The 24,633-nt window shown below is 62.5% G+C and carries 25 protein-coding genes and 2 tRNA genes; 20 read left to right on the top strand and 7 right to left on the bottom strand.

Annotated features, from left to right (window positions below; translation table 11 throughout):
• Positions 1-31 precede the first annotated feature (31 nt).
• Entirely contained in the window at positions 32-2,410 is a 2,379-nt protein-coding gene (gene glyS, locus AC1Q5P_RS00135) for a glycine--tRNA ligase subunit beta (RefSeq protein ID WP_492517827.1), read from the bottom strand.
• Positions 2,407-3,312 (bottom strand): glycine--tRNA ligase subunit alpha, encoded by a 906-nt coding sequence (locus AC1Q5P_RS00130; RefSeq protein WP_062347963.1) that lies wholly within the window; start codon positions 3,310-3,312, stop codon positions 2,407-2,409. The genes glyS and AC1Q5P_RS00130 overlap by 4 nt, the downstream gene beginning before the upstream one ends.
• Before the next feature lie 141 nt (positions 3,313-3,453).
• Between AC1Q5P_RS00130 and AC1Q5P_RS00125 the strand changes: the two genes are divergently transcribed.
• The 8 genes from AC1Q5P_RS00125 to AC1Q5P_RS00090 all read left to right on the top strand — a co-directional run bounded on the left by AC1Q5P_RS00125 (position 3,454) and on the right by AC1Q5P_RS00090 (position 8,121).
• Entirely contained in the window at positions 3,454-3,657 is a 204-nt protein-coding gene (locus AC1Q5P_RS00125) for a helix-turn-helix transcriptional regulator (RefSeq protein WP_039331181.1), read from the top strand.
• Entirely contained in the window at positions 3,635-3,871 is a 237-nt protein-coding gene (locus AC1Q5P_RS00120; protein ID WP_492517826.1) for a hypothetical protein, read from the top strand. Before AC1Q5P_RS00125 ends, AC1Q5P_RS00120 begins: the two co-directional genes overlap by 23 nt.
• 90 nt (positions 3,872-3,961) lie before the next feature.
• A complete protein-coding gene (locus AC1Q5P_RS00115; protein WP_492517825.1) occupies positions 3,962-4,285 on the top strand; it encodes a hypothetical protein in 324 nt (107 codons plus the stop codon).
• A 60-nt stretch (positions 4,286-4,345) separates the two neighbouring features.
• Positions 4,346-5,263: a TraB/GumN family protein gene (locus AC1Q5P_RS00110; protein WP_492517824.1), complete on the top strand. Its 918-nt coding sequence runs from the start codon at positions 4,346-4,348 to the stop codon at positions 5,261-5,263.
• The gene (locus AC1Q5P_RS00105; protein WP_492517823.1) at positions 5,260-6,177 is read left to right on the top strand and encodes a TraB/GumN family protein; all 918 of its coding nucleotides are present in this window, start codon (positions 5,260-5,262) and stop codon (positions 6,175-6,177) included. Before AC1Q5P_RS00110 ends, AC1Q5P_RS00105 begins: the two co-directional genes overlap by 4 nt.
• 123 nt (positions 6,178-6,300) lie before the next feature.
• Positions 6,301-6,906 carry a 50S ribosomal protein L25/general stress protein Ctc gene (locus AC1Q5P_RS00100; RefSeq protein WP_039331184.1) on the top strand — a complete coding sequence of 202 codons (606 nt, stop codon included), beginning with the start codon at positions 6,301-6,303 and terminating at the stop codon, positions 6,904-6,906.
• Positions 6,907-7,037: 131 nt separating this feature from the next.
• Entirely contained in the window at positions 7,038-7,607 is a 570-nt protein-coding gene (pth, locus tag AC1Q5P_RS00095; RefSeq protein ID WP_492517991.1) for an aminoacyl-tRNA hydrolase, read from the top strand.
• A 154-nt stretch (positions 7,608-7,761) separates the two neighbouring features.
• On the top strand, positions 7,762-8,121 hold the full coding sequence (locus tag AC1Q5P_RS00090) for a PEP-CTERM sorting domain-containing protein (protein ID WP_427464993.1): 360 nt from the start codon (positions 7,762-7,764) through the stop codon (positions 8,119-8,121).
• Positions 8,122-8,134: 13 nt separating this feature from the next.
• Here the strand turns inward: AC1Q5P_RS00090 and AC1Q5P_RS00085 are convergent, their stop codons facing one another.
• Positions 8,135-9,649: a tetratricopeptide repeat protein gene (locus AC1Q5P_RS00085; protein ID WP_492517822.1), complete on the bottom strand. Its 1,515-nt coding sequence runs from the start codon at positions 9,647-9,649 to the stop codon at positions 8,135-8,137.
• 182 nt (positions 9,650-9,831) lie between these two features.
• On the opposite strand from AC1Q5P_RS00085, the gene AC1Q5P_RS00080 reads away from it, so the two are divergent.
• Positions 9,832-10,548 (top strand): cistern family PEP-CTERM protein, encoded by a 717-nt coding sequence (locus AC1Q5P_RS00080; RefSeq protein WP_039331189.1) that lies wholly within the window; start codon positions 9,832-9,834, stop codon positions 10,546-10,548.
• A gap of 58 nt (positions 10,549-10,606) precedes the next feature.
• On the opposite strand, the gene AC1Q5P_RS00075 is transcribed toward AC1Q5P_RS00080, so the two are convergent.
• Positions 10,607-12,112, bottom strand: a complete 1,506-nt coding sequence (locus tag AC1Q5P_RS00075) for a tetratricopeptide repeat protein (RefSeq protein ID WP_492517821.1) — start codon at positions 12,110-12,112, stop codon at positions 10,607-10,609.
• Positions 12,113-12,224: 112 nt separating this feature from the next.
• Between AC1Q5P_RS00075 and ychF the strand changes: the two genes are divergently transcribed.
• Entirely contained in the window at positions 12,225-13,325 is a 1,101-nt protein-coding gene (gene ychF, locus AC1Q5P_RS00070; RefSeq protein ID WP_039331193.1) for a redox-regulated ATPase YchF, read from the top strand.
• Between the two features lie 3 nt (positions 13,326-13,328).
• Here the strand turns inward: ychF and AC1Q5P_RS00065 are convergent, their stop codons facing one another.
• Positions 13,329-13,724, bottom strand: coding sequence for a MerR family transcriptional regulator (locus AC1Q5P_RS00065; protein WP_039331195.1), 396 nt, complete (start codon positions 13,722-13,724; stop codon positions 13,329-13,331).
• Between the two features lie 44 nt (positions 13,725-13,768).
• Between AC1Q5P_RS00065 and AC1Q5P_RS00060 the strand changes: the two genes are divergently transcribed.
• The 3 genes from AC1Q5P_RS00060 (at position 13,769) to AC1Q5P_RS00050 (ending at position 15,899) form a co-directional block, all read left to right on the top strand.
• Positions 13,769-14,530, top strand: coding sequence for a MauE/DoxX family redox-associated membrane protein (locus AC1Q5P_RS00060; protein WP_039331197.1), 762 nt, complete (start codon positions 13,769-13,771; stop codon positions 14,528-14,530).
• A 63-nt stretch (positions 14,531-14,593) separates the two neighbouring features.
• Positions 14,594-15,397 carry a DUF1206 domain-containing protein gene (locus AC1Q5P_RS00055; RefSeq protein ID WP_492517820.1) on the top strand — a complete coding sequence of 268 codons (804 nt, stop codon included), beginning with the start codon at positions 14,594-14,596 and terminating at the stop codon, positions 15,395-15,397.
• A gap of 43 nt (positions 15,398-15,440) precedes the next feature.
• Positions 15,441-15,899 (top strand): MaoC family dehydratase, encoded by a 459-nt coding sequence (locus AC1Q5P_RS00050; protein ID WP_492517819.1) that lies wholly within the window; start codon positions 15,441-15,443, stop codon positions 15,897-15,899.
• A 4-nt stretch (positions 15,900-15,903) separates the two neighbouring features.
• On the opposite strand, the gene AC1Q5P_RS00045 is transcribed toward AC1Q5P_RS00050, so the two are convergent.
• Positions 15,904-16,404 (bottom strand): hypothetical protein, encoded by a 501-nt coding sequence (locus AC1Q5P_RS00045; protein ID WP_492517818.1) that lies wholly within the window; start codon positions 16,402-16,404, stop codon positions 15,904-15,906.
• A complete protein-coding gene (gene mutL, locus AC1Q5P_RS00040; RefSeq protein ID WP_492517817.1) occupies positions 16,404-18,203 on the bottom strand; it encodes a DNA mismatch repair endonuclease MutL in 1,800 nt (599 codons plus the stop codon). The genes AC1Q5P_RS00045 and mutL overlap by 1 nt, the downstream gene beginning before the upstream one ends.
• 188 nt (positions 18,204-18,391) lie before the next feature.
• On the opposite strand from mutL, the gene AC1Q5P_RS00035 reads away from it, so the two are divergent.
• The 7 genes from AC1Q5P_RS00035 (at position 18,392) to AC1Q5P_RS00005 (ending at position 24,447) form a co-directional block, all read left to right on the top strand.
• A complete protein-coding gene (locus tag AC1Q5P_RS00035; RefSeq protein ID WP_039331208.1) occupies positions 18,392-19,438 on the top strand; it encodes a rod shape-determining protein in 1,047 nt (348 codons plus the stop codon).
• 77 nt (positions 19,439-19,515) lie between these two features.
• The gene (gene mreC / locus AC1Q5P_RS00030) at positions 19,516-20,421 is read left to right on the top strand and encodes a rod shape-determining protein MreC (RefSeq protein ID WP_492517816.1); all 906 of its coding nucleotides are present in this window, start codon (positions 19,516-19,518) and stop codon (positions 20,419-20,421) included.
• Positions 20,421-20,972, top strand: a complete 552-nt coding sequence (locus tag AC1Q5P_RS00025; RefSeq protein ID WP_492517815.1) for a rod shape-determining protein MreD — start codon at positions 20,421-20,423, stop codon at positions 20,970-20,972. The genes mreC and AC1Q5P_RS00025 overlap by 1 nt, the downstream gene beginning before the upstream one ends.
• Before the next feature lie 2 nt (positions 20,973-20,974).
• On the top strand, positions 20,975-23,056 hold the full coding sequence (gene mrdA, locus AC1Q5P_RS00020; RefSeq protein WP_492517814.1) for a penicillin-binding protein 2: 2,082 nt from the start codon (positions 20,975-20,977) through the stop codon (positions 23,054-23,056).
• Positions 23,056-24,171 carry a rod shape-determining protein RodA gene (gene rodA, locus AC1Q5P_RS00015; protein ID WP_039331216.1) on the top strand — a complete coding sequence of 372 codons (1,116 nt, stop codon included), beginning with the start codon at positions 23,056-23,058 and terminating at the stop codon, positions 24,169-24,171. Before mrdA ends, rodA begins: the two co-directional genes overlap by 1 nt.
• A 78-nt stretch (positions 24,172-24,249) precedes the next feature.
• A tRNA-Lys gene (locus AC1Q5P_RS00010) sits at positions 24,250-24,325 on the top strand.
• A 46-nt stretch (positions 24,326-24,371) separates the two neighbouring features.
• A tRNA-Lys gene (locus AC1Q5P_RS00005) sits at positions 24,372-24,447 on the top strand.
• Positions 24,448-24,633: the final 186 nt, after the last annotated feature.

Below are 24,633 nucleotides of genomic sequence, written 5' to 3'. Positions count from 1 at the left end.
TTGCCGGAACGGGCCCGGAGTCGGCCCGCTCTTAGCCTTCTATGCGTGAAAAGTCCGCAACTTTGTGCACTGCAGCACGGAAGCGGTCAAGCAAAGCCAAGCGACTGGAACGCTTGTTAGCGTCCGCATCATTGACCGTAACCTGATCAAAAAACGCATCGATGGGCGCGCGCAGGCTGGCCAATGCCGCCATAGCCGCGGTAAAGTCTTCGGCCGCAACGGCGCCTGCTGCCTGCGGTTCCGCAGAATTGAGCGCATCGACCAGCGCCTGTTCGGCAGGTTCGCGGGTGTAGTTGCATTCGGGGTGCGAGAACTGCGCAGCGACGCCCTTGAGCGCGGGGTCGTCAACCAGCACAAGCGGGTCTTCCTCGCCGGTCGGCGGGACGACGCCCTCGCCTTCGGACCCGGCGTTGGGGTTGGTGGCGAAGCCTTCCTTCTTGAGGATGTTGGCCGCGCGCTTGTAGCCCGCGAGCAGGTTGGTGCCGTCCTCGGTGCCGACGAAGGACTGCAGCGCGTGGACGCGGGCGAGCAGGCGGACAAGATCGTCCTCGCCGCCGAGGGCGAAGACCGCGTCGATCAGGTCATGGCGAACGCCTGCTTCGCGTTGCTGGACCTTGAGGCGGTCGGCGAAGAAGGCGAGGAGTTCGCTATCGATTGTTGAAGACCGAGCAATGGATTCAGCCTCGAATTCACTTCTTTCCGCTTCAATCGTATCAGCAACGGCAAACTCATCCGTAACTCCAGCCAAGTCCGCGACAGCCACCTCAAATGCGCGACGGAGGTCTCCAATACGAGGGTTTTCCAAACCTATGACCGCTTCAAAGGCTGTTTGGCTAAGGCTAAATCGCAAAGAATTGCGTTCAATCAGCGCGATCACCGCCAACGATGCGCGGCGCAGAGCAAAAGGATCTTTTGAGCCTGAGGGCCGAAGGTCATGTGCGAAAAAGCCAACCAGCGTATCCAGCTTGTCCGCCAGCGCAACGGCCACAGTCACCGGCGCAATCGGCACGTCATCGCCCTGCCCGACCGGTTTGTAGTGATCGCGGATGGCGTCGGCCACGGCATCAGGCAGGCCTTCGGCGCGCGCGTAGTAGCCGCCCATCAGGCCCTGGAGTTCGGGGAATTCGCCGACCATCTCGGTGACAAGATCGGCCTTGCACAGCCGGGCGGCGAGTTCGGCCTGGTCTGCCAACTCTTGCTGCGTCCCCGCGAAGGCGGGGACCTCGTGAGGTTGTGCGCTGCTGCCCGAGGCCCCCGCCTTCGCGGGGGAGCCGGTGTTTCCTTGTGGCGTTACTATGCCTTCTTCCACCAGCCAGCGGGCCAGCTTGGCGACGCGTTCGACCTTGTCGGCCACCGTCCCCAGTTTTTCGTGGAAGGTGATGCGCGACAGCTTCTGCGCCTGCTCGGCCAGCGGCTTCTTCTTGTCCTGCTCCCAGAAGAAGCGGGCATCGGAGAGACGCGCAGCCAGCACCTTGCGGTTGCCGTCGACGATGGCGGTGCCGCCGTCCTTGGCCTCGATATTGGCGGTGCAGACGAAGGCGTTGGCGAGCTTGCCAGCAGCGTCGCGGCAGATGAAGTACTTCTGGTTGACGCGCGCGGTGAGCTGGATGACTTCGGGCGGCACGTCGAGGAACGCCTCGTCGAAGCGGCCGAGCAGCGGGACCGGCCATTCGGTGAGGCCGGCGTTCTCGATCACCAGACCTTCGTCCTCGACCAGCACGAGACCGGCGGCCTCAGCTGCGGCCTTGGCCTTTTCGCGCACCATCGCCTCGCGCTCGACATGGTCGACGATGACGTGGCAGGCGCGCAGCTTTTCGGCGTAGTCACTCGCGCCACCAATGGTAATCTCGCCAGCGTGGTGGAAGCGGTGGCCAAGCGTCGCGTAGCCCGACTTCACCCCGCCGATCTCGCACTCGACCAGATCCTCACCCAGGATGGCAACGATGCCGGAGAGCGGGCGCACCCAGCGCAAGCTTTCGGTGGAGAGCGAGGCTGCGCCCCAGCGCTGGCTCTTGGGCCAGGGGAAGGCGCGGATGATGGCGGGGATGGCTTCGGCGAGCACGTCCCTGGTGGCGCGGCCGGGCTTTTCGGTGATGGCGAACCAGACGCCATCGCGCTCGGTCAACTGGCCACGGGTGAGGCCGGTCTTGCGCAGGAAGCCTTCGAGGGCCTGTTCGGGGGCGGAAGTCTTCGGGCCCTTGGTTTCCTCGAACACGGCCTCGGTTGCCAGCGGCAGGTCGCGGGCGATGAGGGCGAGACGGCGCGGGGTGGACCAGACGGTGATCTCGCCAGCCTTGAGGCCGGCAGCGTCAAGCTGCTTGCGGAACAGCTTTTCGAGATCGGCGCGGGCGCCTGCCTGCATGCGGGCCGGGATTTCTTCCGAGCGCAGTTCGAGGAGGAAATCGCTCACTTGCTCCACTCCGGATACTTGGCCGCCCACTGATCGGCGTTCTTTTCCATGTAGGCCTCGCAGGAACCACGCGCGAGATCGCGGACGCGGCCCATGTAGCTGGCGCGCTCCTGCACCGAGATCACGCCGCGTGCCTGCAGCAGGTTGAACAGGTGGCTAGCCTCGATCGCCTGCTCGTAGGCGGCGATGGGCACGCCGGCCTCGAGGCTGCGGAGGCATTCGGCCTCGGCACGGCGGAACCCTTCAAACAGGCTGTCGGTATCGGCGACCTCGAAGTTCCACTTCGACATCTGCTTCTCGTTCTCGAGAAACACCTCGCCATAGGTGACGCCGTGGCTGTTGAACTTCAGGTCATAGACGTTGTCGACGCCCTGGATGTACATGGCGAGGCGTTCCAGGCCGTAGGTCAGTTCGCCGGCGACGGGCTTGCAATCAAAGCCGCCCATCTGCTGGAAGTAGGTGAACTGGGTGACTTCCATGCCATCACACCAGACTTCCCAGCCGAGGCCCCAAGCGCCCAATGTGGGAGATTCCCAGTCGTCTTCCACGAAGCGGATATCGTGGACCAGCGGGTCGATGCCGATCTCGACGAGGCTCTGCAGGTAGAGTTCCTGCAGGTTTTCGGGGCTTGGCTTCAGGATAACTTGATACTGGTAATAGTGCTGCAGGCGATTGGGGTTCTCGCCATAGCGTCCGTCAGTCGGGCGGCGGCAGGGCTGCACGAAAGCGGCGTTCCACGGTTCCGGCCCAAGCGCGCGCAGTGTGGTGGCGGTGTGGAAGGTCCCTGCCCCCATCCGCATGTCATAAGGCTGGAGGATCAGGCAGCCCTGTTCGCTCCAGAAAGCATGAAGGCGCAGGATCATGTCCTGCAGGCTGAGGGGCGTTGTAGCAGTATCGGCCATGGTCGCGCGGCTTTGGCCGATGCGCCCGGCAAATTCAACCGGCAAGCGCGGTTTTCGCCACCATGTCAGGTATTCTTGACATAGTCAGAAAATCGCGACATATTGTCAGCATAACCTGACATATGGACAGGTCCGCATGACATGAACAACCGATTGAGAGTTTTGCGCGCCGAGCGACAGTGGAGCCAGGCCGATCTTGCCCTGAAACTCGACGTGTCCCGCCAAGCGGTGAACGCGATCGAGACGGGCAAGCACGATCCTTCGCTTCCCCTCGCCTTTCGCATCGCGCGCCTGTTCCAGCTTCGTATCGAGGAGATCTTCGATGATGGTTTCCAACATGACTGACGACCAGCCCGCCATGAGCCTCGGCAAGCTTGCCTTGCACATGTTTGGCGCGACGATGGCGGCGGTGTTCTTCTCCGGCGCTGCGGCGGGCCTTATTGGTGCGCTTGGCAAGGAAGAACAGGTCAAGCCGATCGGATGGGTCATCATGGGCGTGTTTGCTGCCCTGACGCTCGCCGCATTATGGTTCGCATGGGTCAGCGCGCGCCGTTACTAGCGCGAGAACGGTCCGCTTTCGCCCCGTGCCCGCCGCGCCACGATCAGCGCTGTGGTCGCAGGCGGACTCGGCCTCGTCATGGGGGCGTGGATGAGTATTGCCGGCGACGCACCGGGACAGCCGTTCGACGTGGCCAATGCCCCCCTTCCCGCAGGCGTTGCCGCCGCACTTATCGCGGTCATCGTGCTCGTCATCACACCCGTCACGTGGTTCTGGCATCGCAATATCGACGAGCACGAAGAGCAATCCTACCGTACCGGGGCCTTGGTCGGGCTCTACTTCTATAGCGCAGTGGCGCCGATCTGGTGGCTGGGCCATCGCGGCGGGTTTCTGCCGGCAGTTGACGGCATGACGGTCTACCTTGCCACGATGGCGGTATGGGGCGTGGTCTGGTTCCGCCAGCGCCACCTCTGACGCCACCCCTTCAAACCTTCATTCCCCTGCAACCTGTTTGCGGGCACAAGGAGCCTGATGATGAAACGCGCCTATCGTACATTCGCCGCCACGGTTGCCCTGGCCGTCTTCGCCTTTGCCGGAGCGGTCCACGCCGAGGCGCCTGCTGCCAAGCCTGCTGCGGAGGCACCCGCGCCGAGGCAGTTGAAGCCTGCGCTGTGGAAGGTGGCGGACGCCGACACGACGATCTACCTGTTCGGCACGATCCATGCGTTGCCAAAGGGTCTTGTCTGGCTTGACGGGCCAGTGGGACAGGCGCTCAACGGGTCAGCCGAACTCATTACCGAGATTCCGGAAGTGCCGGCGGCAGAGCAGCAGAAAACGGTGATGGCTGTCGGCCTGCTCAAGGGCGAGACGCTGCGTTCGCTGATGCCTGATGCAGATCGCGTAGCTTATGAGGCGCTGCTGGCGAAGCTCAAGATTCCGGCGGAGGCGTTCGATCCGCTCGAACCTTGGCTGGCCGGAATCACCTTGGGCGTCATGCCCTATGCCATGGCCGGATATGGGGCCGACAGCGGCGTGGAAGCAGTCCTGCGCAAGGCCGCTTTGGCCAAGGGCAAGAAGCTCGGCGCACTGGAGACGGTCGAATACCAGCTGGGCCTGTTCGACCAGTTGCCGCGCGAGGCGCAGCTCAAGTTCCTTGGTGAAGCGGTGCGGGATTTCGACAAGAGCTTTGCCATCATCGGCACGATGACTGATGAATGGGGTTCGGGCGATCCGGATGGGCTCGGCAAGCTGATCAACGAGAACATGGACGATCCGGAACTGGCCGAGACACTGCTCTACCAGCGCAACCGCAACTGGGCTGCTTGGATCGCCCGGCGGCTCGACCAGCCCGGCACGGTGTTCATCGCGGTGGGCGCAGGGCATCTGGCCGGCGTGAAGAGCGTGCAGGATATGCTCAAGGCCCAGGGTCTGACGGCGACGCGGGTGCAATGAAGCAGCTGACTCGCTTCCTGCCGCGCCTGTTGTGGGCCGTGGTCCCGGCATTGCTGCTGGGCATGGCCATGGCTTGGCTGGAGCGCGGGAAACCTGCGCCGCTGCCGGATACGCGCGTGGCGCTATGGCAGATCGAGGACAGGACCGGGGCGGTGCGCGGCTACATGTTCGGCACCGTCCATGCACTGCCGCCTGATACGCAGTGGTTGCGGCCCGCCATTGGTGAGGCTTTGGCGCAGGCAGACCGCCTGGTGCTGGAGATCGCCGAGCCGCTGAACCAGAAGGTGGCGGGGGAGGCCCTGGCGGAACTGGCCGGGACCGAGGGCCTGCCGCCGCCCTCGCAGCGGCTTGCGCCTGCCTATCGAGCCAAGCTGGCCGAGGTCTATCGCAAGCTCGGTCTTTCCGATGCGGACTTTGCCGATACCGAAAGCTGGGCAGTGGCGCTGCAGCTTGCGGCAATTGCCGGGCAGAAGGCGGGAGCCGATCCTGACAGCGGGGCAGAGCCTGCCCTGCGCAAGCTGGCAGTGGGCAAGCCGGTCGCGGGGTTCGAGACGATCCACAGCCAGTTCGGCGTGTTCGACGCCCTCCCTGCGCGCCAGCAACAGGTGCTGCTGCAGGAAGTGACGGTGGAGGCCGCGAGCGACAAGGATGAAGAGGCCGACATGGTCGCGCTCTGGCTCAAGGGCGATGACCTTGGCATAGCGCGTGAGGCGAACGAGGGGTTTCTGGCCGATGCTGGGCTGCATCAAGCGCTACTGACGGACCGGAACCGGGCTTGGGCGGATCAGCTGGACGCGATGCTGAAGCAGGGCGCGAAACCGTTCGTGGCCGTGGGCGCCGCGCATCTGGCAGGGTCCGACAGCCTGCAGCGCCTGATGATGGCGCGGGGGTGGACAATCAAGCGAGTGCCTTGAGAGCGCCCACTGATTTCTTGCATTTCCCGGCAAACCCGCTAAGGGCCGCCGCTTCCCTGTCATGGTCATCCCTGGAGGCGTGGCGGAGGAAGCGTGATTTAACTTAGCTGAAGGTACTGACACATGAGCGAGACGCTTACGCTGTCGGCCGAGACGCGCGATCGGGCAGGCAAGGGAGCCTCCCGTGCACTGCGTCGCGAAGGCCGCACCCCCGCCGTGATCTATGGCGGCAACGAAGAACCCATCGCGATCCACCTTGAAGAAAAGGCGCTGAACAAGGCGCTGGGCACCGGCCACTTCTTCAACTCGGTCGTCGAGCTCACTGTCGGTGGCCAGACCATCCGCACCCTGCCCAAGGACGTCGCCTTCCACCCGGTGACCGACCGTCCGCAGCACGCAGACTTCCTGCGCGTTTCGAAGGACTCGGTCGTCCACGTCGACGTGCCGGTGGCCTTCATCAACGAAGAGAAGTCGCCGGGCCTCAAGAAGGGCGGCATCCTCAACATCGTTCGTCATGAACTCGAGCTGATCTGCCAGCCTGACGCGATCCCCGACGACATCATCGTCGACGTTGCCGGCTACGAAGTCGGCGATTCGATCCACATCAGCGCCGTCACCCTGCCCGCAGGCGTGAAGCCCGCGATCTCGGACCGCGACTTCACCATCGCGACGATCGTGGCCCCCTCCTCGCTGAAGAGCGAAGAAGGCGACACCACCAAGGAAGGCTGATAGCCCGACTTGGCCCTGCTCAGGCAGGCGCGCTTACAAGACACCCCTTCCGCTATGTGCGGGAGGGGTTCTTTTTTTGCACCGTGTTATCTGGCAAGGCGCAGGGCCTCGCAACCAAGGACTTTCCGCACATGCAACTCTGGGTCGGCCTCGGAAATCCCGGACCGCAATATGCGCTTCACAGGCACAACGTCGGCTTCATGGCGCTCGACACGATTGCCGAGGTCCACAACTTCGGGCCAGTGCAGAAGAAGTTCCAAGGCTGGCTGCAGGAAGGCCGGATCGGCAATCAGAAGGTCCTGCTGCTCAAGCCTGCGACTTTCATGAACGAGAGTGGGCGTTCCGTCGGCGAAGCGATGCGCTTCTACAAGCTGGGCATGGACGCGCTGACGGTCTTTCATGATGAGCTCGACCTCGCGCCATTCAAGGTAAAGGTGAAGCAAGTCGGCGGTACTGCCGGCCACAATGGCCTGCGCTCGATCGATCAGCATCTTGGGGCCGATTTCCGGCGTGTCAGGCTTGGCATAGGGCATCCGGGCCACAAGGATCGTGTCACGGGCCATGTCCTGGGCGCATTCGCCAAGGCAGAGCAGGACGACCTGATCGATATGCTGGGAGCAATCGCTTCAGAGGCGGGCTGGCTTGCTTCGAAAGATGACGTTCGTTTCATGAACGATGTTGCCTTGCGGCAGAATGGCTGACGTTCTGGAAACGAACGGGAAACACTATTCGTCGCCTTGCTTTACAGCGCCCTTTGCGTCGGCGAAGGTTAACCACGTAACGCCCTGTAATTTCACAGTTGGCACCGGTTTTGCTTAGCCAGGGGCAGACTGAGATTAACCAACGGGGGTTAACATGAACATTCGCTCGATCTTCCTCGCCATGGCAGCAACTGCGGGCCTGTCAGCTGCTTCGCCAGCCAACGCAACCTGGTGGCTGACTCACAAGCACTACTGCAACTGCGGACACAGCGGCGGTTCGTCGCTCTGCGGGGGTACTACGTCTTCAGGTGGGACGACCACCACTTCGGGCGGCACCACGACCACTTCGGGTGGCACTACCACCACTTCGGGCGGCACGACAACGACGTCCGGTGGCACGACGACCACTTCGGGCGGCACGGCTGTGCCGGAGCCGGGCATGCTGGGCATGATGGCTCTCGGGCTTCTCGGCATTGGCTTCGCACGCTCACGCAAGACCAAGCCCCGCGCCTGACGCAATCCCGCTATCAGGCGCCCGTCTGCGCCTGATAGCGGGCCAGAGTGTTGCGAAACACCGCGTTCGTCGGTTCGGCCGAGCTCGCCTTGCGGAGAAGGGTGATTGCAGTCGGCAGGTCCGTTCCCGTCCGGGCGCGAACCAGACCGGCCATGTACAACGTATCAGGATCTTCGGGGCGCAGTGCGCGAGCCTTGTCGGCTGCCCTGATCGCCTCTTCGCCCTTCCCGGCATGGCTAAGCGCAAGCGCCAGTCGCTTGAGGACCTCAGGGTCATCTCCTGACTGCGCAAGTTGTGCATAGGCCTGTGCCGCAGCGCTCCAGTCTTCGCGTGCCAGGGCGGCCTGGCCTTCGGCCGCCAGTGATTGAGCCTGTCCTGCCTGAGCGGCACGCAGCCGCCCGCGCAACGGCGTTGCATCGGGCAGACCCGCGGCGTCGGCAGCCTTTACCGCCAACTCAAGCTCCCGCGGGCCAGCCAACCGGCTGGCTGCAAGGGGTTTTACCGTGCCGAAAGCGGAGAGGGAGTCCCCGGTCGCCAATTGTGCTTCAGCCAACATGATACGCGCAAACGGATTGTTCGGTGAGCGCGTGAGCGCCCTTTGGAACATGGCTCTAGCCTGCTCGGGATGTCCGGTCCGCAACATCGCCTCGGCATAGCTGAGCCCATTTGCCGACAGGGGATCAAGATCGCGCTCCTGCCTGGCCAACAACGATCGGACCTTATCCCATTCGCCCTTCATCGACGCAAATTGCACCTGCAGATCCCGAACGCGCGGATCATCTGGCGCGACCGCTGCGGCCCGCGATGTCATTGCCAAGGCATCGTCAAGCTTGCCCTGGAGATCGAAGGCATTCGCCCTTGCCAGCCATGGGTCAGGCACGCGCGGGTACTTCGCGGCCATCTGCTCAAGTACTGCATGCGCTTCGGCGAACTGCCCCCGCCTCACTGCGATATCCGCGGCAATCAGCGCAGCGTCGAATTTTCCGGCCGGAAGTCGCGACAGGGCTTCAACCTGCCTTGATGCCGCATCGAGATCCTGCGCCGCTATGAGGAACCGCGCGTAGTCGCGAAGGAGGAGCGGATCGCCTCCTGATGCTGCGCCCCGCTGCAGAGCTGCGAAGGCACCCGCTGTGTCTCCCTTGGCGGACAGCGCGGCGGCCCTGACCCGCTCTGCAGCAGGCGAGGCATCCTGCCCCAGAAGTGCCAGCGCCTGGTCCGAGTTGCCCCGCAGGACGGCCGCCTCGGCACGGATCAACGCCAATTCGGCTTGTGATCCGCCCGAGCGTTCAAGCCGGGAAGCCGTGGCGGCTGCACCATCGCCATCGCCCAACCGGAGCTGCACCGCTGCAAGCATGCGAAGAATTGCCGGATCATCACCCGCGTCGGCCAGAGCTGCAGTGAGGTCGACCTTGGCCGCGCCCAATTCCATCCCGGCAATTTCACGCTCGGCGCGAGCAACACGCTCGGCGGCATCGTCACCACAACCTGTCAGGGCAAGAAGAAGGGCTAGTGCAAGACGGGATGTCATGGGCACTGGATGCCACGTACGCCTGAATCATTGGTGAAAGCGGAGCAACTTCGTCTGCGAGCATGTCGAGAAATCTTACGACCTCAACATTATTAATCATTACAAATGGCTGAAATCCGTAATTGGCACAGGGGTTGCTTACCTAACAATTAACCGACTTTCGGTTCAGGGGAGCAGTTTCGATGACCTTCAGAAAAGTTCTCGCGGGCCTCGCTGCCAGTGCAGCAATGATGGCAGCAGCACCTGCCTTTGCCGATTCCGTCACGCTCGGCTCGGGCGATATCGGCAGCAGCTTCACGCTGAACTATGACGGCTTCTCGGGCGGAACGTCTATCGGCGGGCTGACCGGCTCGACCACGTTCAAGCTGACCGGCATTTCCGGCAATGACTACACGTTCGACTACAGCGTTTCCAACACCAGCTCCGCGCCGGTTACGGATTCGCGTATCTCAAGCTTTGCGTTCAACACCGATCCCACCATCTCGTCGGCCACGAGCACCGGTGCATTTTCGTACACCACGCTGAATTCAAACTATCCGAACGGCATTGGCACCGTGGACGTGTGCTTCAAGGATGCCCAGACCGGGAGCTGTGCAGGAGGCGGAAGCGGCGGCCTGACACTTGGCGAAACCGGCACCGGTTCGTTCACGCTGAGCTTTTCGCAGCCGGTCAGTTCGCTGACGCTCAGCGACTTCTATGTGCGCTACCAGTCGATCAGCGGCGTGCCGGGCATCAGCTCTGCCAGCGGTTCGGGCACGATCAGCAGCACTGGCGGGTCAACTGGCGGTACGCCTGTCCCGGAACCGGGCATGCTCGGGCTGTTCGGTATCGGTCTTGTCGGCCTTGCCCTGGCGCGCCGCCGTCAGACTGCGCCGCGTCGCCTGGCTCTCGCAGCCTGATCAAACCGGAAATTCGAGGAAGGGAGCCTGCACCCGTGGGCTCCCTTTTTCCTTGCGCTCAGCCCTTTTCGGCGCTGCGCAAGTGCCCTGCGATCGTCGCATTGCCGGGGGCCTTGGCGGCAGCTTCGCGCAGCAAGGTTAGGCCGCGCGACCGGTCCTTGCCGCTTTCGACGAGAAGCCAGCCAAGCGTATCAAGCACCGAAGCGTTTGTCGGGGCGGCCTTGTATGCATTCTCGGCAAATTCCAGTGCCTTGGCCTTGTTGCCAACCATTCCCTGGGCATAGGCCATGTTATTGAGAACCAGCGGGTTCTTTCCGTCAGTCACGGCAAGCAAACGCTCATAGGCGGCAATGGCATTGCCCCAGTTGGACTGCTTCATTGCCGTGTCGGCCTGAGCCAGCGTAGCCGCCAGCGCCTGCGCTGACGGGAATTTCGCCTTCTCTGCCAGCCTCGCCGCTTCGGGATCGCCCGAAGCCTCTGCAGCCTTTGCCAGAAGGCGCAGATCCTCGGCATCGGCTGTCTGGACCTCGGCGAACGGGCGCATCGTCTCGACTGCACCGCGCGCATCGCCAGCGGCGAGCTGCGCCCTGGCAAGTTCGCGGCGGAGCGTTGCACTGCCGGGGTTACGGGTAAGCAGAGGCTGGAGCTTGGCCCGAGCTTGCTCAGGCTGCTTCAACGCTACGAGTGCCTGCGCATAGAGAACCGTCGCCTCATCCTTGTCGGTCAGTTGCGCTTCGTTTGTCTGGAGGACGCTTCGAACGGTAGCCCAATCGCCACGCGCTGCGGCAGCACGCGCCTGAAGATAGGCGACCTGCCCCCCGCCCTTCACTTCTGCAAGCGATTCAAGGACCTTGTCCATCTCCTTGGTCCGTCCGAGATCGCCGAGCACGGCGGCCTTGCCGGCCAAGGCGGCCAGATTGCCAGGGTAGGACTTTGCCGCCGCATCGTATGCCAACAGGGCTTCGGCAAGGCGGCCTTCGGCGGTCGCGACTTCGGCATCGGCCAGCAGCGCATCGATCATCGCCGCGTCTGCCGCCTTCGCCCGGTCGGCCAGAATACGGGCCTGCGTTATATCACCACGCATGAGACTGAAACGCGCATAGTCGGCCAGCAAGCGCGCATCGGCCCTCCCGGCAGCACCAGCGGCAAAGGCCTTTGCGGCCCCTTCGCGATCGTCCTTGGCAAGCAGGGCAAGAGCGCGGATGCGGTGAGCCGCGGCTGACGTGTCCGTGCCCAAAGCCGAAATTGCATCTTCCGGCAGGCCACGCAGCAGCAGCGCTTCTGCCGAAAGCTGTGCGAAGTCGGCCGGTCGCCGACCTTCGGGAAGCTTCGCCAGGGATGCACCTGCGGCAATGCCGTCTCCCATGGCAAGGGCATTGCGGGCATGGAGTTCAAGCAGCGCGGGATCCTGCGGGTTGGCCTCCAGCGCAGCGGCCAGATCCACCTGAGCGGCGCGATAGTCGTGCGCAGCGAAAGCTTTGCGAGCCCGATCGGCGCGCTCCTGCGGGCTGTCGGTACAAGCCGCCAGCAGCAGCGGCAAGGTCAGGAAGGCCAGCTTCTTCATCGCAATCTCTCCACGGATGAAGCACTTAGTGCCTTCAATCCCTGAAATTTCCGTGAAGGTTTCCAAATGCTGCACGCCCGGCTAGAGGCGCGGCCAGCCAAGGAGTTTGAAGATGGGTTTTCGTTGCGGGATCGTCGGCCTTCCCAACGTCGGCAAGTCGACGCTGTTCAACGCGCTGACCGAGACACAGGCGGCGCAGGCGGCGAACTATCCGTTCTGCACGATCGAGCCGAATGTCGGCAATGTCGGCGTCCCGGACCCGCGTCTCGACACTCTCGCCAAGATCGCGGGCAGCCAGAAGATCATCCCGACCCAGCTTGGCTTCGTCGACATTGCCGGGCTCGTCCGCGGCGCGTCGAAAGGCGAAGGCCTTGGCAACCAGTTCCTCGGCAACATCCGCGAAGTTGACGCCATCGTCCATGTGCTGCGCTGCTTCGAGAACGATGACATTCAGCATGTCGACAACAAGGTCGATCCGATCTCGGACGCCGAAACGGTCGAAACGGAGCTGATGCTCTCGGACCTTGAGAGCCTGGAAAAGCGCGTGCCGGCCGCCGAGAAGAAGGCCAAGGCGGGCGACAAGGAATCGAAGGTCATTGCCTCGGTGCTTGGCCAGGCTCTGGAACTGCTTCGCGAGGGCAAGCCTGCGCGCCTGACCCAGCCGAAGGATGACGAGGAAGCGCGCGTGTTCAGGCAGGCCCAGTTGCTGACCGCGAAGCCCGTGCTTTATGTCTGCAACGTCGAGGAAGAGAGCGCAGCGGAGGGCAACGCCTTTTCGGCCCGCGTGTTCGCAAAGGCCAAGGCCGAGGGCGCCAATGCGGTGATCGTTTCGGCGGCGATCGAATCCGAACTGGTCGGCATGGATCCGGAGGAGCGTTCGGTTTTCCTTGAGGAAATGGGCCTGCATGAGACCGGCCTCGCCCGCGTGATCCGCGCCGGTTATGACCTGCTGCATCTCATCACTTTCTTCACCGTCGGCCCAAAGGAGGCGCGCGCCTGGACCGTGCATCTTGGCGCAAAGGCTCCGGAAGCGGCGGGTGAAATTCACTCCGACATGCAGCGCGGCTTCATTCGCGCCGAGACCATCGCCTATGACGATTTCGTCAGCCTCGGAGGCGAAAGCGCAGCGCGCGATGCGGGCAAGCTGCGGCAGGAAGGCAAGGAATACGTGGTGAAGGACGGCGACGTCCTCCACTTCAAGTTCAACGTCTGAGCCTCAGTTCTCGAAGGCGGCGATGATCGGACACGGTCCGGCGTCGCCTTTTGCACATTCTCGGGCAAGCTTGCGAAGCGATTGTCGCGCCGTCTCAAGGCGCGCGATCTCCTGATCGATCGCCTCCAGACGTGCTTTTGCCATCTGTCGGGCGCGCGGTCGGTCATGCCCGGCATCGAGTGCGAGCAATTCGGCGATTTCCGAAAGAGTGAAGCCGGCGCCTTGGGCGCTGCGCACAAAGCGCAGACGCCGCAAATCATCGGGGCCATAGTGCCTGCGCCCCTCCCTTCCGCTGCGGGCTGGCCGGGGATCATCCAACAGGCCTTTGCGTTGATAGAAGCGCACCGTCTCGACCCCGACGGCTGCGCTTCTGGCGAGTTCGGAAATCGTCATCGCCATATCGCTTGACTCCGTACCATGGTACGCAAGTTATAGGCAGCTTCATGACAAAAGCATACACCCCGAATCGAACCGCCGTGCTGCATCGCATGGTCATGCCAACGCACATCTGTCCTTACGGCGTGAAGGTGAAACATCTTCTCGAACGCCAAGGCTATGAGGTCGAAGACCACTGGCTCCGCACCCGAGAAGAGACCGATGCCTTCAAGCAGGCTCATGACGTCAAGACTACGCCGCAAGTGTTCATCAACGGACAACGCATTGGCGGGCATGACGATACGCGGCGCTTCCTTGGCCTGAAAGTCGCCGATCCTGATGCCACGAGCTACGTTCCTGTTCTGGCCGTTTTCGCGATCGCCGGAGCGCTGGCGCTCGCGATAAGCTTTGCGACGTTTGGCACGCCGTTCACTGGAAGGGCGATCGAATGGTTCATCGCCTTCGCCATGGCGCTTCTGGCCATGCTCAAGCTGCAGGACGTCGACCGGTTTGCGACCATGTTCCTTGGCTACGACCTGCTCGCGAGGCGCTGGGTTCCCTATGCCTATCTCTATCCATTCGGCGAGGCCTTGGCCGGCGTGTTGATGGCAGCGAGGGCACTGCCTTGGCTATCCATCCCGATTGCCCTGTTCATCGGCACCATCGGCGGCATCTCGGTCTTCTACGCAGTCTATGTCCAGAAGCGCGAGCTCAAGTGTGCCTGCGTGGGTGGATCGGGGCGCGTCCCGCTCGGTTTTGTGTCACTCACCGAGAATGTCGTCATGGTCGGCATGGCCCTGTGGATGCTTTTCATGCCGACAATGAACTGACCGGCCCGGCACCGGTTGGCCTCCGGCGCGTTCCATGCCCGAACTGGAAAGAGGAACGCGCTGGTGGTCGACAAGTCGGAGAAAGTGGTGTGGCTGGCGCGAGTGGGATTTGCCGCACGCGGCCTTGTCTATGTCCTGCTTGGATACCTTGCCCTGACTGCGGGAAAGTCTGACATTGACGATGGTGCCGGCGACATCTTCCGCGTCCTGAATGCCATTCCGGGTGGACCGGTGGTCCTTTATGTCGCATCCGCAGGTCTGGTCGGTTACGCACTCTATCGCCTTTCCGCAGCCCTGTTCGATATCGAACGCAAGGGCACATCCTGGAAGGGGCGCGCATCGAGAGTGGGTTATCTCGCCAGCGCCATGATCCATCTGGGCCTTGCCTGGACAGCCGCACGGATAGCCAGCGGCGCCCGTGGTGCAGGTGAAGATTCGTCCGCCGAGATGGCTAGTGGTGTGCTTGATTTCCCCTTTGGCAGCACTCTTCTGGGGATTATTGGCGTAGCTATCCTGATTGCAGCAATATTCCAGGCACGCAGCGCCGTTACGGCGGGCTTCATGCGCCATATTTCTTCGCGAGCGCCTCGCTTCACGTGCTGGATCGGCCGTGCCGGCCATGCTGCACGGGCTGTGGTGATGGCCCTGATCGGGTGGTCACTGCTCCGCACCGCATGGTTCGGCGAGAGCGAAGAGGTCGTCTCGCTGGGCAAAGCCATCAACAATTTGCGAGACATGGAGACTGGCTTCCAGTTCGTGGCAGCAGGGCTTCTGCTCTTCGGCGTGTTCAGCATCATCACTGCGCGGTACCGGATCATTCCGGACCCTACCCCGCCAGCCAAGGGTTTGCGGGCAATCAGCATTTAATCGCGCGATTGACTTTATGGCTAGACGCAGCGAACCTGACCGAATGATGTACTTCGAAGATATCGAGCCTGGCGCGATCCAGCGGTTCGGAAGCTATGCCGTCAGCCGAGAGGAAGTGATCGATTTTGCGTCAAAGTACGACCCGCAACCGTTCCACCTGAGCGACGAGGCGGCGGCGCAGACCCATTTCGGTCGGCTGTCTGCCAGCGGCTGGCATACTTGCGCGATGACCATGGCGATGCTGGTGGAGAATTTGAAGGAACGAAAGCAGGCTGGGCTCGGGTCACCCGGGCTTGACGAGATACGCTGGTTGAAGCCCGTCTATCCAGGTGACACGCTTTCGGTCGAAACGGAGATTGTCGACAAGAAGCGAAGCGCGTCACGTCCGGAGATGGGGAGCTTCCGCTCGAACGTGCGCGTCTATAATCAGGACAGCGTGGTCGTGATGACCATGAAATCCATCGGACTGATCCGCGTACGGGACCAGAAGGCTGCTACCTGACGGGTCAGATCGCCTTGCATTGAACGTCACCAGTCGCTTCATAGACCGGGCGCTCGAACGCGTCGGTCACGATCATCCTGCCCTTGAACTGTTCGGTCGTGCCTACGGGTGTGACCGGGCCGTCAGCCGTCAATGTGACCGCATTTTCCTTGCCGGTATAACGCGAAAAGCTGCCCTTCGGCATCCTTGCAGAACCCGCATCAGGCGCAAGAACCTGGATGTGGTCGCCATATTTGATAACTCCGCGCTTGTCCTGCGCCAACAGGACTGCGCCAAGGCCGCCGCCTTCGGCGACGAATGCACAGCCGGTGCCGTGGAGCTTGTTCTGGCTGATATCCGGGTAGAGGATCGGCTGCAGCGCCAATGGCTTGACCGGTGGCTTGCCGTCCTGCGCTGCCTCCACTGCGGCGACAGCTTCGGCGTCGGTTGGCTCCTTGTCTGAACAAGAGGAAAGTCCGAGAACCATGGCGGACAACACGGCAATCTGCGCCTTGGCGTGCAGCATCACTTTCTCCCGAACAGCTTTTCTATGTCGGCATGGGCCAGCTTGACCCACGTTGGACGGCCATGGTTGCACTGCCCCGAGCGGGGTGTCACTTCCATTTCGCGCAAGAGGGCATTCATCTCCACGACGGACAATGTCCGCCCTGCCCGCACCGAACCGTGGCAGGCCATCGTCGCCAGGACGAGATCGAGCTTTTCTCCCAGGAGCAAGGCATCGCCATGGTGCGCTAGGTCATCTGCCACATCCGCCACGAGTTGTGCCGGATCCCCCTTGGCCAAGGCCGCAGGGACGGATCGTACCAGCATCGCGCCAGGCCCGAAGCGCTCCAGCGCGAGACCGAACTCGGCAAGCTTGGGCGACGCTTCTTCCAGCCGGTCACACGCGACTTCTTCAAGCTCGACAACTTCCGGGATCAGCAACGCCTGAGCGGGCGCAGTGCCCTGCCCTGCCCCGGCAGCACGCAGCCGTTCGAGGACGAGACGTTCATGCGCCGCATGCTGATCGACAATCACGAGACCGTCTTCCGCTTCTGCAACGATATAGGTGTTGGAGATCTGTCCACGGGCAACGCCAAGGGGATGCCGTGCAGATTCAGTGACCGGTTCGACGGCGACTTCGGCTCGCGCCTGAGGCGGCGCCAGCACGGATTGCTCGTAGCCACGCCACGCTTGCCCAGCCTCGCTCACGCGCGGCTCGGGGCGCCATTGCTGCGAGAACATGCTTCCCTGCGCACCGGGCGAGGGTGACGGCACGATCGGCTCTGCCTGCCAAGCCGCCATTGCGCTTGCCGAAGGAGCTTGCGCACTGCGCTGATCGCCTGTGGACAGCGCATGGCGCAGGCCAGAGACAACCATGCCGCGCACGAGGGCCGGATCGCGGAAACGGACTTCGGACTTGGCGGGATGGACATTGACGTCAACTTCGCTCGCCGGGACCTGCAGGAACAGGGCAAGGACTGCATGGCGATCGCGTGCCAGCATATCGGCATAGGCACCACGCACCGCACCGATCAGCAGGCGATCCTTCACAGGGCGCCCATTCACGAAGAGATATTGGTGATCGGCAACGCCGCGATTGTAGGTTGGCAATCCGGCTATCCCGGTGAGGTGATAATCACCCCGGTAGAGGTCCACCTCGACGGAATTTCCGGCCAGTTCACGGGCAACGAGCTGAGCGACCCGCGCCTCGAGCGTGTCTCCGGCCTGCACATGAAGCGCGCGGCGGCCATCATGTTCCAGGGTGAAGCCTATGTCAGGCCGGGCCATGGCGAGGCGGCGAACGACGTCGGAAGCGGCCGCCCATTCCGAACGCGGGCTGCGCAGGAACTTGCGGCGCGCGGGGATCTTCTCGAACAGTTGTTCCACCCGGACGCGCGTCCCCGGGGGAAGCGCAGCAGGTCCTTCTGACACGAGAACACCGTTATCGACCACGCGCTTCCAGCCATCGGCGGTGCCTTGCGGTCGGGATTCGATGGTGATGCGAGCGACGGAGGCGATTGATGGCAGGGCTTCTCCACGGAAGCCGAGGGTTTCGACCATCTCGATCGCCTCGTCTGGGAGCTTGGACGTGGCATGACGTTCGAGCGCGAGCTCGATCTCGTCGGGCCGCATGCCGCACCCGTCGTCCGACACCTCGATCATCGCCAGCCCACCTTCGGACAGGCGCACGTGTAGGTGGCTTGCGCCGGCGTCGATGGCGTTTTCAACCAACTCCTTGAGCGCGCTTGCAGGGCGCTCGACCACCTCTCCGGCGGCGATGCGGTTGATGAGCGTTTCGGGAAGGCGGCGGATGACTCGCATGGTCCTGACACGACTAGCGCCGAAGCCGATTTATTTCGAGACAAGTGGTGAAGTTATCCGTCCAATCCCGCACAAACCCATGGGCTTTGCGCCAAGCGCCTGCTAGGAAGCCGCCTTCCCGGGCGCACTTTCTGGAGGGGTCTGGCGCGTGCCCGTGCGCCAAACCGCAGATTATCACGGATTCTTAGATGGCTTCGATCTTTTCCCGATTCTTCAAGTTCGGTTCCCAGAACATCGCGATCGACCTCGGCACGGCCAACACGCTGGTTTATGTGCAGGATCGCGGCATCGTTCTGAACGAACCTTCCGTCGTCGCCATCGAGACGATCAACGGGATCAAGCGGGTCAAGGCCGTGGGCGACGATGCCAAGATGATGATGGGCAAGACACCTGACAACATCGAGGCGATCCGCCCGCTTCGCGACGGCGTGATTGCCGATATCGAAGTGGCCGAGGAAATGATCAAGCACTTCATCCGCAAGGTTCACGGATCGAAGAGCCTCCTGCGCTATCCCGAAATCGTAATCTGCGTGCCCTCGGGTTCCACCAGCGTCGAGCGCCGCGCCATTCGCGACGCGGCCAGCAATGCGGGCGCCAGCCAGGTCTACCTCATTCTTGAACCGATGGCTGCGGCGATCGGCGCCGACATGCCGGTCACCGAACCGGTCGGTTCAATGGTGGTCGACATCGGTGGCGGTACGACCGAGGTTGCCGTCCTTTCGCTGCGCGGCCTTGCCTACACCACCTCGGTGCGCGTGGGTGGTGACAAGATGGACGAAGCGATCGTCTCCTATGTCCGCCGTCATCATAACCTGCTGATCGGTGAAGCCACGGCGGAGCGTATCAAGAAGGACTACGGTATTGCCACGGCCCCGGCCGACGGCATCGGCGAGACGATCCACATCAAGGGACGTGACCTGGTCAACGGGGTGCCGAAGGAAATCACGATCACGCAAGCAAACATTGCTGAAGCCCTGTCCGAACCGATCGGCGCGATCGTTGAAGGCGTACGCATCGCGCTTGAAAACACGGCGCCTGAACTTGCTGCCGACATTGTCGACCAGGGCATCGTGCTGACCGGTGGTGGCGCGCTGATCCGCGGTCTCGACGAGCATCTGCGCGAGGAAACCGGCCTGCCTGTCAGCGTCGCCGAAGATCCGCTGTCGTGCGTGGCGCTCGGCACTGGTCGCGCCATGGAAGACCAAATTTACCGCGGCGTGCTGATGACCGCCTGAGGCATTTCGAGTATTGCTGAGGCACACGGGTTGCATCGCGGCGCGGTTCCATGCGTCGGATTGAAGGGGTTGAACGGATGGCGCGGTCGCAGGACCGGCGCCCGGGCTATTCGCGCAGGGCGCAGTACGGAATCTTCACCGGCTACGTTGTCGCCATTCTGGGCGTCGTGGCCGGTGTTGCCGTGCTCATCACTTCGCTCGTAAATCCGGATGCATTCTCTTTTGCGCGAAGCGCGGCTGCCGAAGTCGCCCGACCGGTCGGACGGGCCGGCGCGACCGGGCGGACTACCGGCCAAGGCGTGTTCGCTGCGATCGGAGCCTACTTCAATGCCGGCCGCCAGAATGCCGAGCTTCGCCGGGAGGTAGAGGCGGCACGTGCCAACGCGGTGTCGATGCAATCGCTGCAGAATGAGAACCGCAGGCTCAAGGCCCTGCTCGGTATCGTAGATCTGCAACGCAAGCCGATCGCCACTGTGCGACTGATCGGATCGACCGCTGCCAGTACGCGGCGCTATGCGATCATCGATGCCGGAACATCGAGCGGTGTCCGGCCAGGACTTCCCGTGCGGGCGGCGTCGGGCCTGATCGGCCGCGTTGTGGAAGCAGGTCCGGGCACGGCACGCGTGCTGCTCGTCACAGATCCCGAGAACGTCGTTCCCGTAAAGCGGGCCCGCGATGGGTTGACGGCGTTTGTCCAAGGGGCCTCCAACGGGCGCATAGACATCCGCCTGATCAACCAAGGCATCAATCCGGTAAAGGCTGGCGATGTGTTCGTAACGTCAGGATCAGGCGGGCTCTATCCGCCCGGCATCCCCGTGGCGGTGGCAACTGACCCGCATCGCGACGGCGCCATCGGCCATCTCGCCGCAGATCCCGCGGACAACGAATTCGTCATCGTCGAGCCCGCCTACAGCGCGGCAGCTCGTACAGAGATGGAGGCAATCGAGGAACGTGGCGCCAAAACCGCCGCAGGGGAGCCGTAATGCTCGGCCCGCTGCGCGGAACGCCGGAAGAGATCGCGCGAAAGCGGATCAATCGCGAGCCTTGGCCAGTCCTTGCAATCGGTCTTCCATGGGCCACGATCATGCTGGCATCGATGGCGAGTTTCTCACCGGTGATAGCCTCTGCCCCGGTGATGCCGCCATTCGCCTACATGATGCTGCTTGCCTGGCGCATGATGCGCCCCGGCATGTTGCCGCTATGGGCCGGCCTGCCGCTGGGACTGTTCGATGATCTTTACTCGGGCATGCCGTTCGGATCGGGCATCGTTCTGTGGTCTGCGACGATGCTCATCATGGAACTGATCGACGAAAAGTTCCTGTGGCGGGGCTTCGTTCAGGACTGGCTGGCAGCCAGCACGCTGATTGCTGCCTATCTTTTCCTCACATCCACACTGGCGGGGCTCGCGGTGGCTTATCCCCTACCCACGGTGATCGTGCCGCAGTTGCTGATTTCGGTTGTGCTCTATCCGGTCAATACGCGACTGGTGGCTCTGCTCGACCGTATCCGCCTGCTTCCGCTGAAGAGGATCTGACCATGCGGCAAAGGCTGCCGGTCACCTCGGCGATCCTGACCAATCGGTTCGAGAGACGCAGCTTCGTGCTGGGTGCGCTTCAGGGCGGCGTGGGCCTGCTTTTAGCAACGCGGCTTGGCTATCTTGCCGTAGCGCAGAACGAGAAGTACCAGGCCGCATCCGAGAGCAACCGCGTGAACCTCACGCTCATTCCACCGCGCCGGGGTTGGGTGCTGGATCGATTTGGCAAGGCGCTTGCCGCAAATCGCGCTGATTTTCGCGTCGATCTTATTCCTGACCGGGTCGACGATCCGGACAGGACAATGGCCACCTTGGCAGGCTTGCTGTCACTTGCCCCCGACAAGGTGCGCGATATCCGCGACAAGCTCGACAAGGCACGGGGGTTTCAGCCCGTTGAAGTCGCCTCGAGTCTGGACTGGGACAAGTTCGCAGCGATTTCGGTCCGTCTGCCGGAACTGCCCGGCGTCATCCCGCAACGAGGCTATTCTCGGTACTATCCAGCCGGCGCGTCGGTAGGACATCTTGTGGGCTATGTGGGTGCGGCATCAGCCGAAGACTACGAGAAGGAGCGCAATCCACTCCTGATCACCCCCGGCTTCAAGATCGGCAAGGACGGGCTGGAGAAGCACTTCGAGGCTCGGCTGCGCGGGGTGCCCGGAGCCCGCCGTGTCGAAGCGACCGCCTCTGGGCGTATCGTTCGCGATCTCGGCACTCGCGAAGACGTGCCGGGCAAACCGATTGCCCTGACGATCAACGCGGGGCTTCAGGACTATGCTGCCCGGCGCATCGGGCTGGAATCAGGCTCCGTCGTGGTCATGGACTGCGAGACCGGCGACATTCTTGCCATGGCATCGATGCCGAGCTTCGATCCCAACAGCTTCTCCGACGGCATTGGCCGTGTCGAGTGGAAGATGCTGTCCGAGGATGACCACGTGCCGCTGCGCAACAAGGTGCTACGAGGATTGTATCCGCCGGGATCGACCGTCAAGCCGATGGTGGCACTATCGTTCCTTGAGGCCGGGCTCGATCCCAATGCGAGCGTTGGGTGCGGTGGCGGCCTGCGTGTTGGCAATCGCGTGTTCCACTGCTGGAACCGGCGCGGCCACGGCACGGTCGACATGGCCAAGGGAATTTACCAGTCCTGCGACGTGTATTTCTACCATTTCGCGCAGCAGATCGGGATGGACAAGATCGCTGCGATGGCGCGCAGGCTGGGGCTTGGGCAGGAATTCCCGATGCCCTACCCCGGCCAATCCTATGGCACGGTTCCCGATCCGGCGTGGAAGCTTCGCAAATACAAGAAGGAGTGGGCCCTTTACGACACCGTGAACGCAACGATTGGCCAAGGGTACATGCTGGTCAATCCGCTTCAGCAGGCTGTCATGGCTTCGCGCATCGCATCAGGGCGTGAAGTCATGCCGCGACTGCTGCTGGATCGTAATGCTCCGCCTGTGAAGTCGATGGGTTTCTCGCAGGAACACCTTGATTACATTCATGCGGCCATGAGCGAGGTGGTCAATGGCCGTGGCACGGCCGGCAGGGCACGGTTGCCGGTGGACAACGTGCTGCTTGCCGGCAAGACCGGTACCGCGCAAGTGGTCGGTCTCAACATTGCCAACGGCAAGAGCGGGGCCTGGAAGTACCGCGACCATGGGCACTTCATCTGCTTCGCACCGTTCGACAAGCCGAAATACGCTTGCGCGGTGGTGATCGAACACGGCGGCGGTTCGGCAGCCGCCTATCCGATCGCGCGCGATGTCATGACCTACATCTTTGCTCCGGACAAAGCTATGGCTGTGCTCGAGGAGTTCGAGAAGCAGTGGGGCGGCAACGTGCAGCAGCGCATGTCTTCACGATACAACGCTTTTGCCGCCAAGTATGGGGAGACCGCCCCGAAGACCGTGCCGGACGACGAATCGTTGACCGAACGGGTAGAGGATGGCCGGAAGACAGCGGAAGAACCAGCAACCGCACAAACTGACGCTGCGGCGCCCCGGCCTGAACCTGAACAACCGCCGCCCGTTGTCGTCCTGCAACCGACTGCGCCGAATACTGCGCCTTCCGTATCCGCGGGTGTGCAATAATGCCGCGCGCCTACGTACCGGCGGCGATAGCCAGACAGCCTTGGAGCGTCCTGCTTCCTCTTATCGCGCTGGTTGCCTTTGGTGCGGCGGTGCTGGATTCGGCTGCGGGTGGGCGCTTCGAAATCTGGTCGATGTCGCATTTGCTGCGCTTTGCGGTTTTCCTGGTGATGGCGATGGTCATTGCCCGTCTGCCACAGGAATTGTTCAGGCGCATGGCCATGCCGGTTTACGTGGTTCTATGTCTGCTGCTGGTCCTCGTCGAGTTGATCGGCGGCGTCGGTGGTGGCAGTCAGCGCTGGTTGAACCTCGGCTTTATGACGCTGCAACCTTCGGAACTGATGAAGCCCGGCATCGTGCTCGTGCTGGCGTGGTTCTACTCCGTACTTCCCATCGGCGAGACCCAGGGCTGGCGTGGACTCGTGCCCGCAGTCATACTGCTTGCCGTTCCGGCAGGTCTGGTCATGCTGCAGCCCGATCTGGGCACGGGCCTTGCGATCAGTTTCGGCGCGGTGATGGTGATGTTTCTTGCAGGCCTGCCGTTGCGTTGGTTTCTTGGCGCGGGTGCCGCTGGCCTGATCGCTGCGCCCCTCGCCTTCTTTTTTCTGCTGCACGATTATCAACGTAATCGCGTGCTGGTGTTCCTCGATCCGGAAAGCGACCCGCTTGGCACCGGATACCACATCACGCAGTCGAAAATCGCAATCGGTTCGGGCGGGATCATTGGCAAGGGGTTCGGCAACGGATCGCAGAGCCACCTGAACTATCTGCCCGAAGCGCACACGGATTTCGTGTTTGCCACGATGGCAGAAGAGTGGGGCATGGTGGGCGGCCTCTTCGTGCTGATCGTGTTTGGCCTGATCTTCCGCTGGGGCCTGAAGGTCGCCAACCGGGCACCGGATCGATTTTCGCGCCTGCTGGCAGCGGGCATGACCATGACGATCTTCTTCTACATGTGTATCAACCTGATGATGGTCATGGGCCTCGCACCGGTGGTCGGTATTCCCTTGCCCTGGATGAGCCATGGCGGGTCCTCCATGATGACAAACATGATCTGCATCGGATCGATCATGGCCGTGGAGCGCTGGAGCCGGTCAGGCCAACGAAGCCTGTCCTGAAAAACGCAAATTTGGGGCTTGGCAGGGCCGATAAAATCGCTATTGGGGCGGCTCCCGAACGGGAATGCCTGATGGCATGGACGCATAGCTCAGTTGGTAGAGCAGCTGACTCTTAATCAGCGGGTCCTAGGTTCGAGCCCTAGTGCGTCCACCACCATCGCCTTCCCCTCGCCGCCACCAAGCGGCCCCTTGCCGGGTACGGACGCATAGCTCAGTTGGTAGAGCAGCTGACTCTTAATCAGCGGGTCCTTGGTTCGAGCCCAAGTGCGTCCACCATTTTTCCTCTATATATCAAAGCCTTGAACCGCTTCTTCAGAAGTGGCTCAAGCTGTTCTCCATCGCTAGGTAGCTTTCTAGGTAGCAGGCAAGATTGTCGCATTTTCTGAGAACCTGATCCGAAAGTTGTTGAGCAATACCAGCATGTTGTGATTCACGCCTCTTTGCGAAGAGATGGAGTGAATG

The sequence above is a fragment of the Novosphingobium sp. GW835-FHT14H07 genome (genome assembly GCF_058793515.1).
The sequence above is the reverse complement of the archived record's forward strand: the minus strand, read 5'-3'. Positions and strand labels throughout refer to the sequence as shown.

Bases quoted from the DNA above. Each gene is read 5' to 3' on its own strand.
- AC1Q5P_RS00110 (WP_492517824.1), top strand. From the start codon at position 4,346: ATGAAACGCGCCTATCGTACATTCGCCGCCACGGTTGCCCTGGCCGTC.
- AC1Q5P_RS00085 (WP_492517822.1), bottom strand. From the start codon at position 9,649: ATGACATCCCGTCTTGCACTAGCCCTTCTTCTTGCCCTGACAGGTTGT.
- AC1Q5P_RS00060 (WP_039331197.1), top strand. From the start codon at position 13,769: ATGACAAAAGCATACACCCCGAATCGAACCGCCGTGCTGCATCGCATG.
- AC1Q5P_RS00080 (WP_039331189.1), top strand. From the start codon at position 9,832: ATGACCTTCAGAAAAGTTCTCGCGGGCCTCGCTGCCAGTGCAGCAATG.
- mrdA (WP_492517814.1), top strand. From the start codon at position 20,975: ATGCGGCAAAGGCTGCCGGTCACCTCGGCGATCCTGACCAATCGGTTC.
- AC1Q5P_RS00035 (WP_039331208.1), top strand. From the start codon at position 18,392: ATGGCTTCGATCTTTTCCCGATTCTTCAAGTTCGGTTCCCAGAACATC.
- rodA (WP_039331216.1), top strand. From the start codon at position 23,056: ATGCCGCGCGCCTACGTACCGGCGGCGATAGCCAGACAGCCTTGGAGC.
- AC1Q5P_RS00130 (WP_062347963.1), bottom strand. From the start codon at position 3,312: ATGGCCGATACTGCTACAACGCCCCTCAGCCTGCAGGACATGATCCTG.
- AC1Q5P_RS00025 (WP_492517815.1), top strand. From the start codon at position 20,421: ATGCTCGGCCCGCTGCGCGGAACGCCGGAAGAGATCGCGCGAAAGCGG.
- AC1Q5P_RS00120 (WP_492517826.1), top strand. From the start codon at position 3,635: ATGATGGTTTCCAACATGACTGACGACCAGCCCGCCATGAGCCTCGGC.
- AC1Q5P_RS00125 (WP_039331181.1), top strand. From the start codon at position 3,454: ATGAACAACCGATTGAGAGTTTTGCGCGCCGAGCGACAGTGGAGCCAG.
- AC1Q5P_RS00090 (WP_427464993.1), top strand. From the start codon at position 7,762: ATGAACATTCGCTCGATCTTCCTCGCCATGGCAGCAACTGCGGGCCTG.
- AC1Q5P_RS00105 (WP_492517823.1), top strand. From the start codon at position 5,260: ATGAAGCAGCTGACTCGCTTCCTGCCGCGCCTGTTGTGGGCCGTGGTC.
- AC1Q5P_RS00100 (WP_039331184.1), top strand. From the start codon at position 6,301: ATGAGCGAGACGCTTACGCTGTCGGCCGAGACGCGCGATCGGGCAGGC.
- ychF (WP_039331193.1), top strand. From the start codon at position 12,225: ATGGGTTTTCGTTGCGGGATCGTCGGCCTTCCCAACGTCGGCAAGTCG.
- pth (WP_492517991.1), top strand. From the start codon at position 7,038: ATGCAACTCTGGGTCGGCCTCGGAAATCCCGGACCGCAATATGCGCTT.
- AC1Q5P_RS00050 (WP_492517819.1), top strand. From the start codon at position 15,441: ATGATGTACTTCGAAGATATCGAGCCTGGCGCGATCCAGCGGTTCGGA.
- AC1Q5P_RS00045 (WP_492517818.1), bottom strand. From the start codon at position 16,404: ATGCTGCACGCCAAGGCGCAGATTGCCGTGTTGTCCGCCATGGTTCTC.
- mutL (WP_492517817.1), bottom strand. From the start codon at position 18,203: ATGCGAGTCATCCGCCGCCTTCCCGAAACGCTCATCAACCGCATCGCC.
- AC1Q5P_RS00065 (WP_039331195.1), bottom strand. From the start codon at position 13,724: ATGGCGATGACGATTTCCGAACTCGCCAGAAGCGCAGCCGTCGGGGTC.
- AC1Q5P_RS00115 (WP_492517825.1), top strand. From the start codon at position 3,962: ATGAGTATTGCCGGCGACGCACCGGGACAGCCGTTCGACGTGGCCAAT.
- mreC (WP_492517816.1), top strand. From the start codon at position 19,516: ATGGCGCGGTCGCAGGACCGGCGCCCGGGCTATTCGCGCAGGGCGCAG.
- AC1Q5P_RS00075 (WP_492517821.1), bottom strand. From the start codon at position 12,112: ATGAAGAAGCTGGCCTTCCTGACCTTGCCGCTGCTGCTGGCGGCTTGT.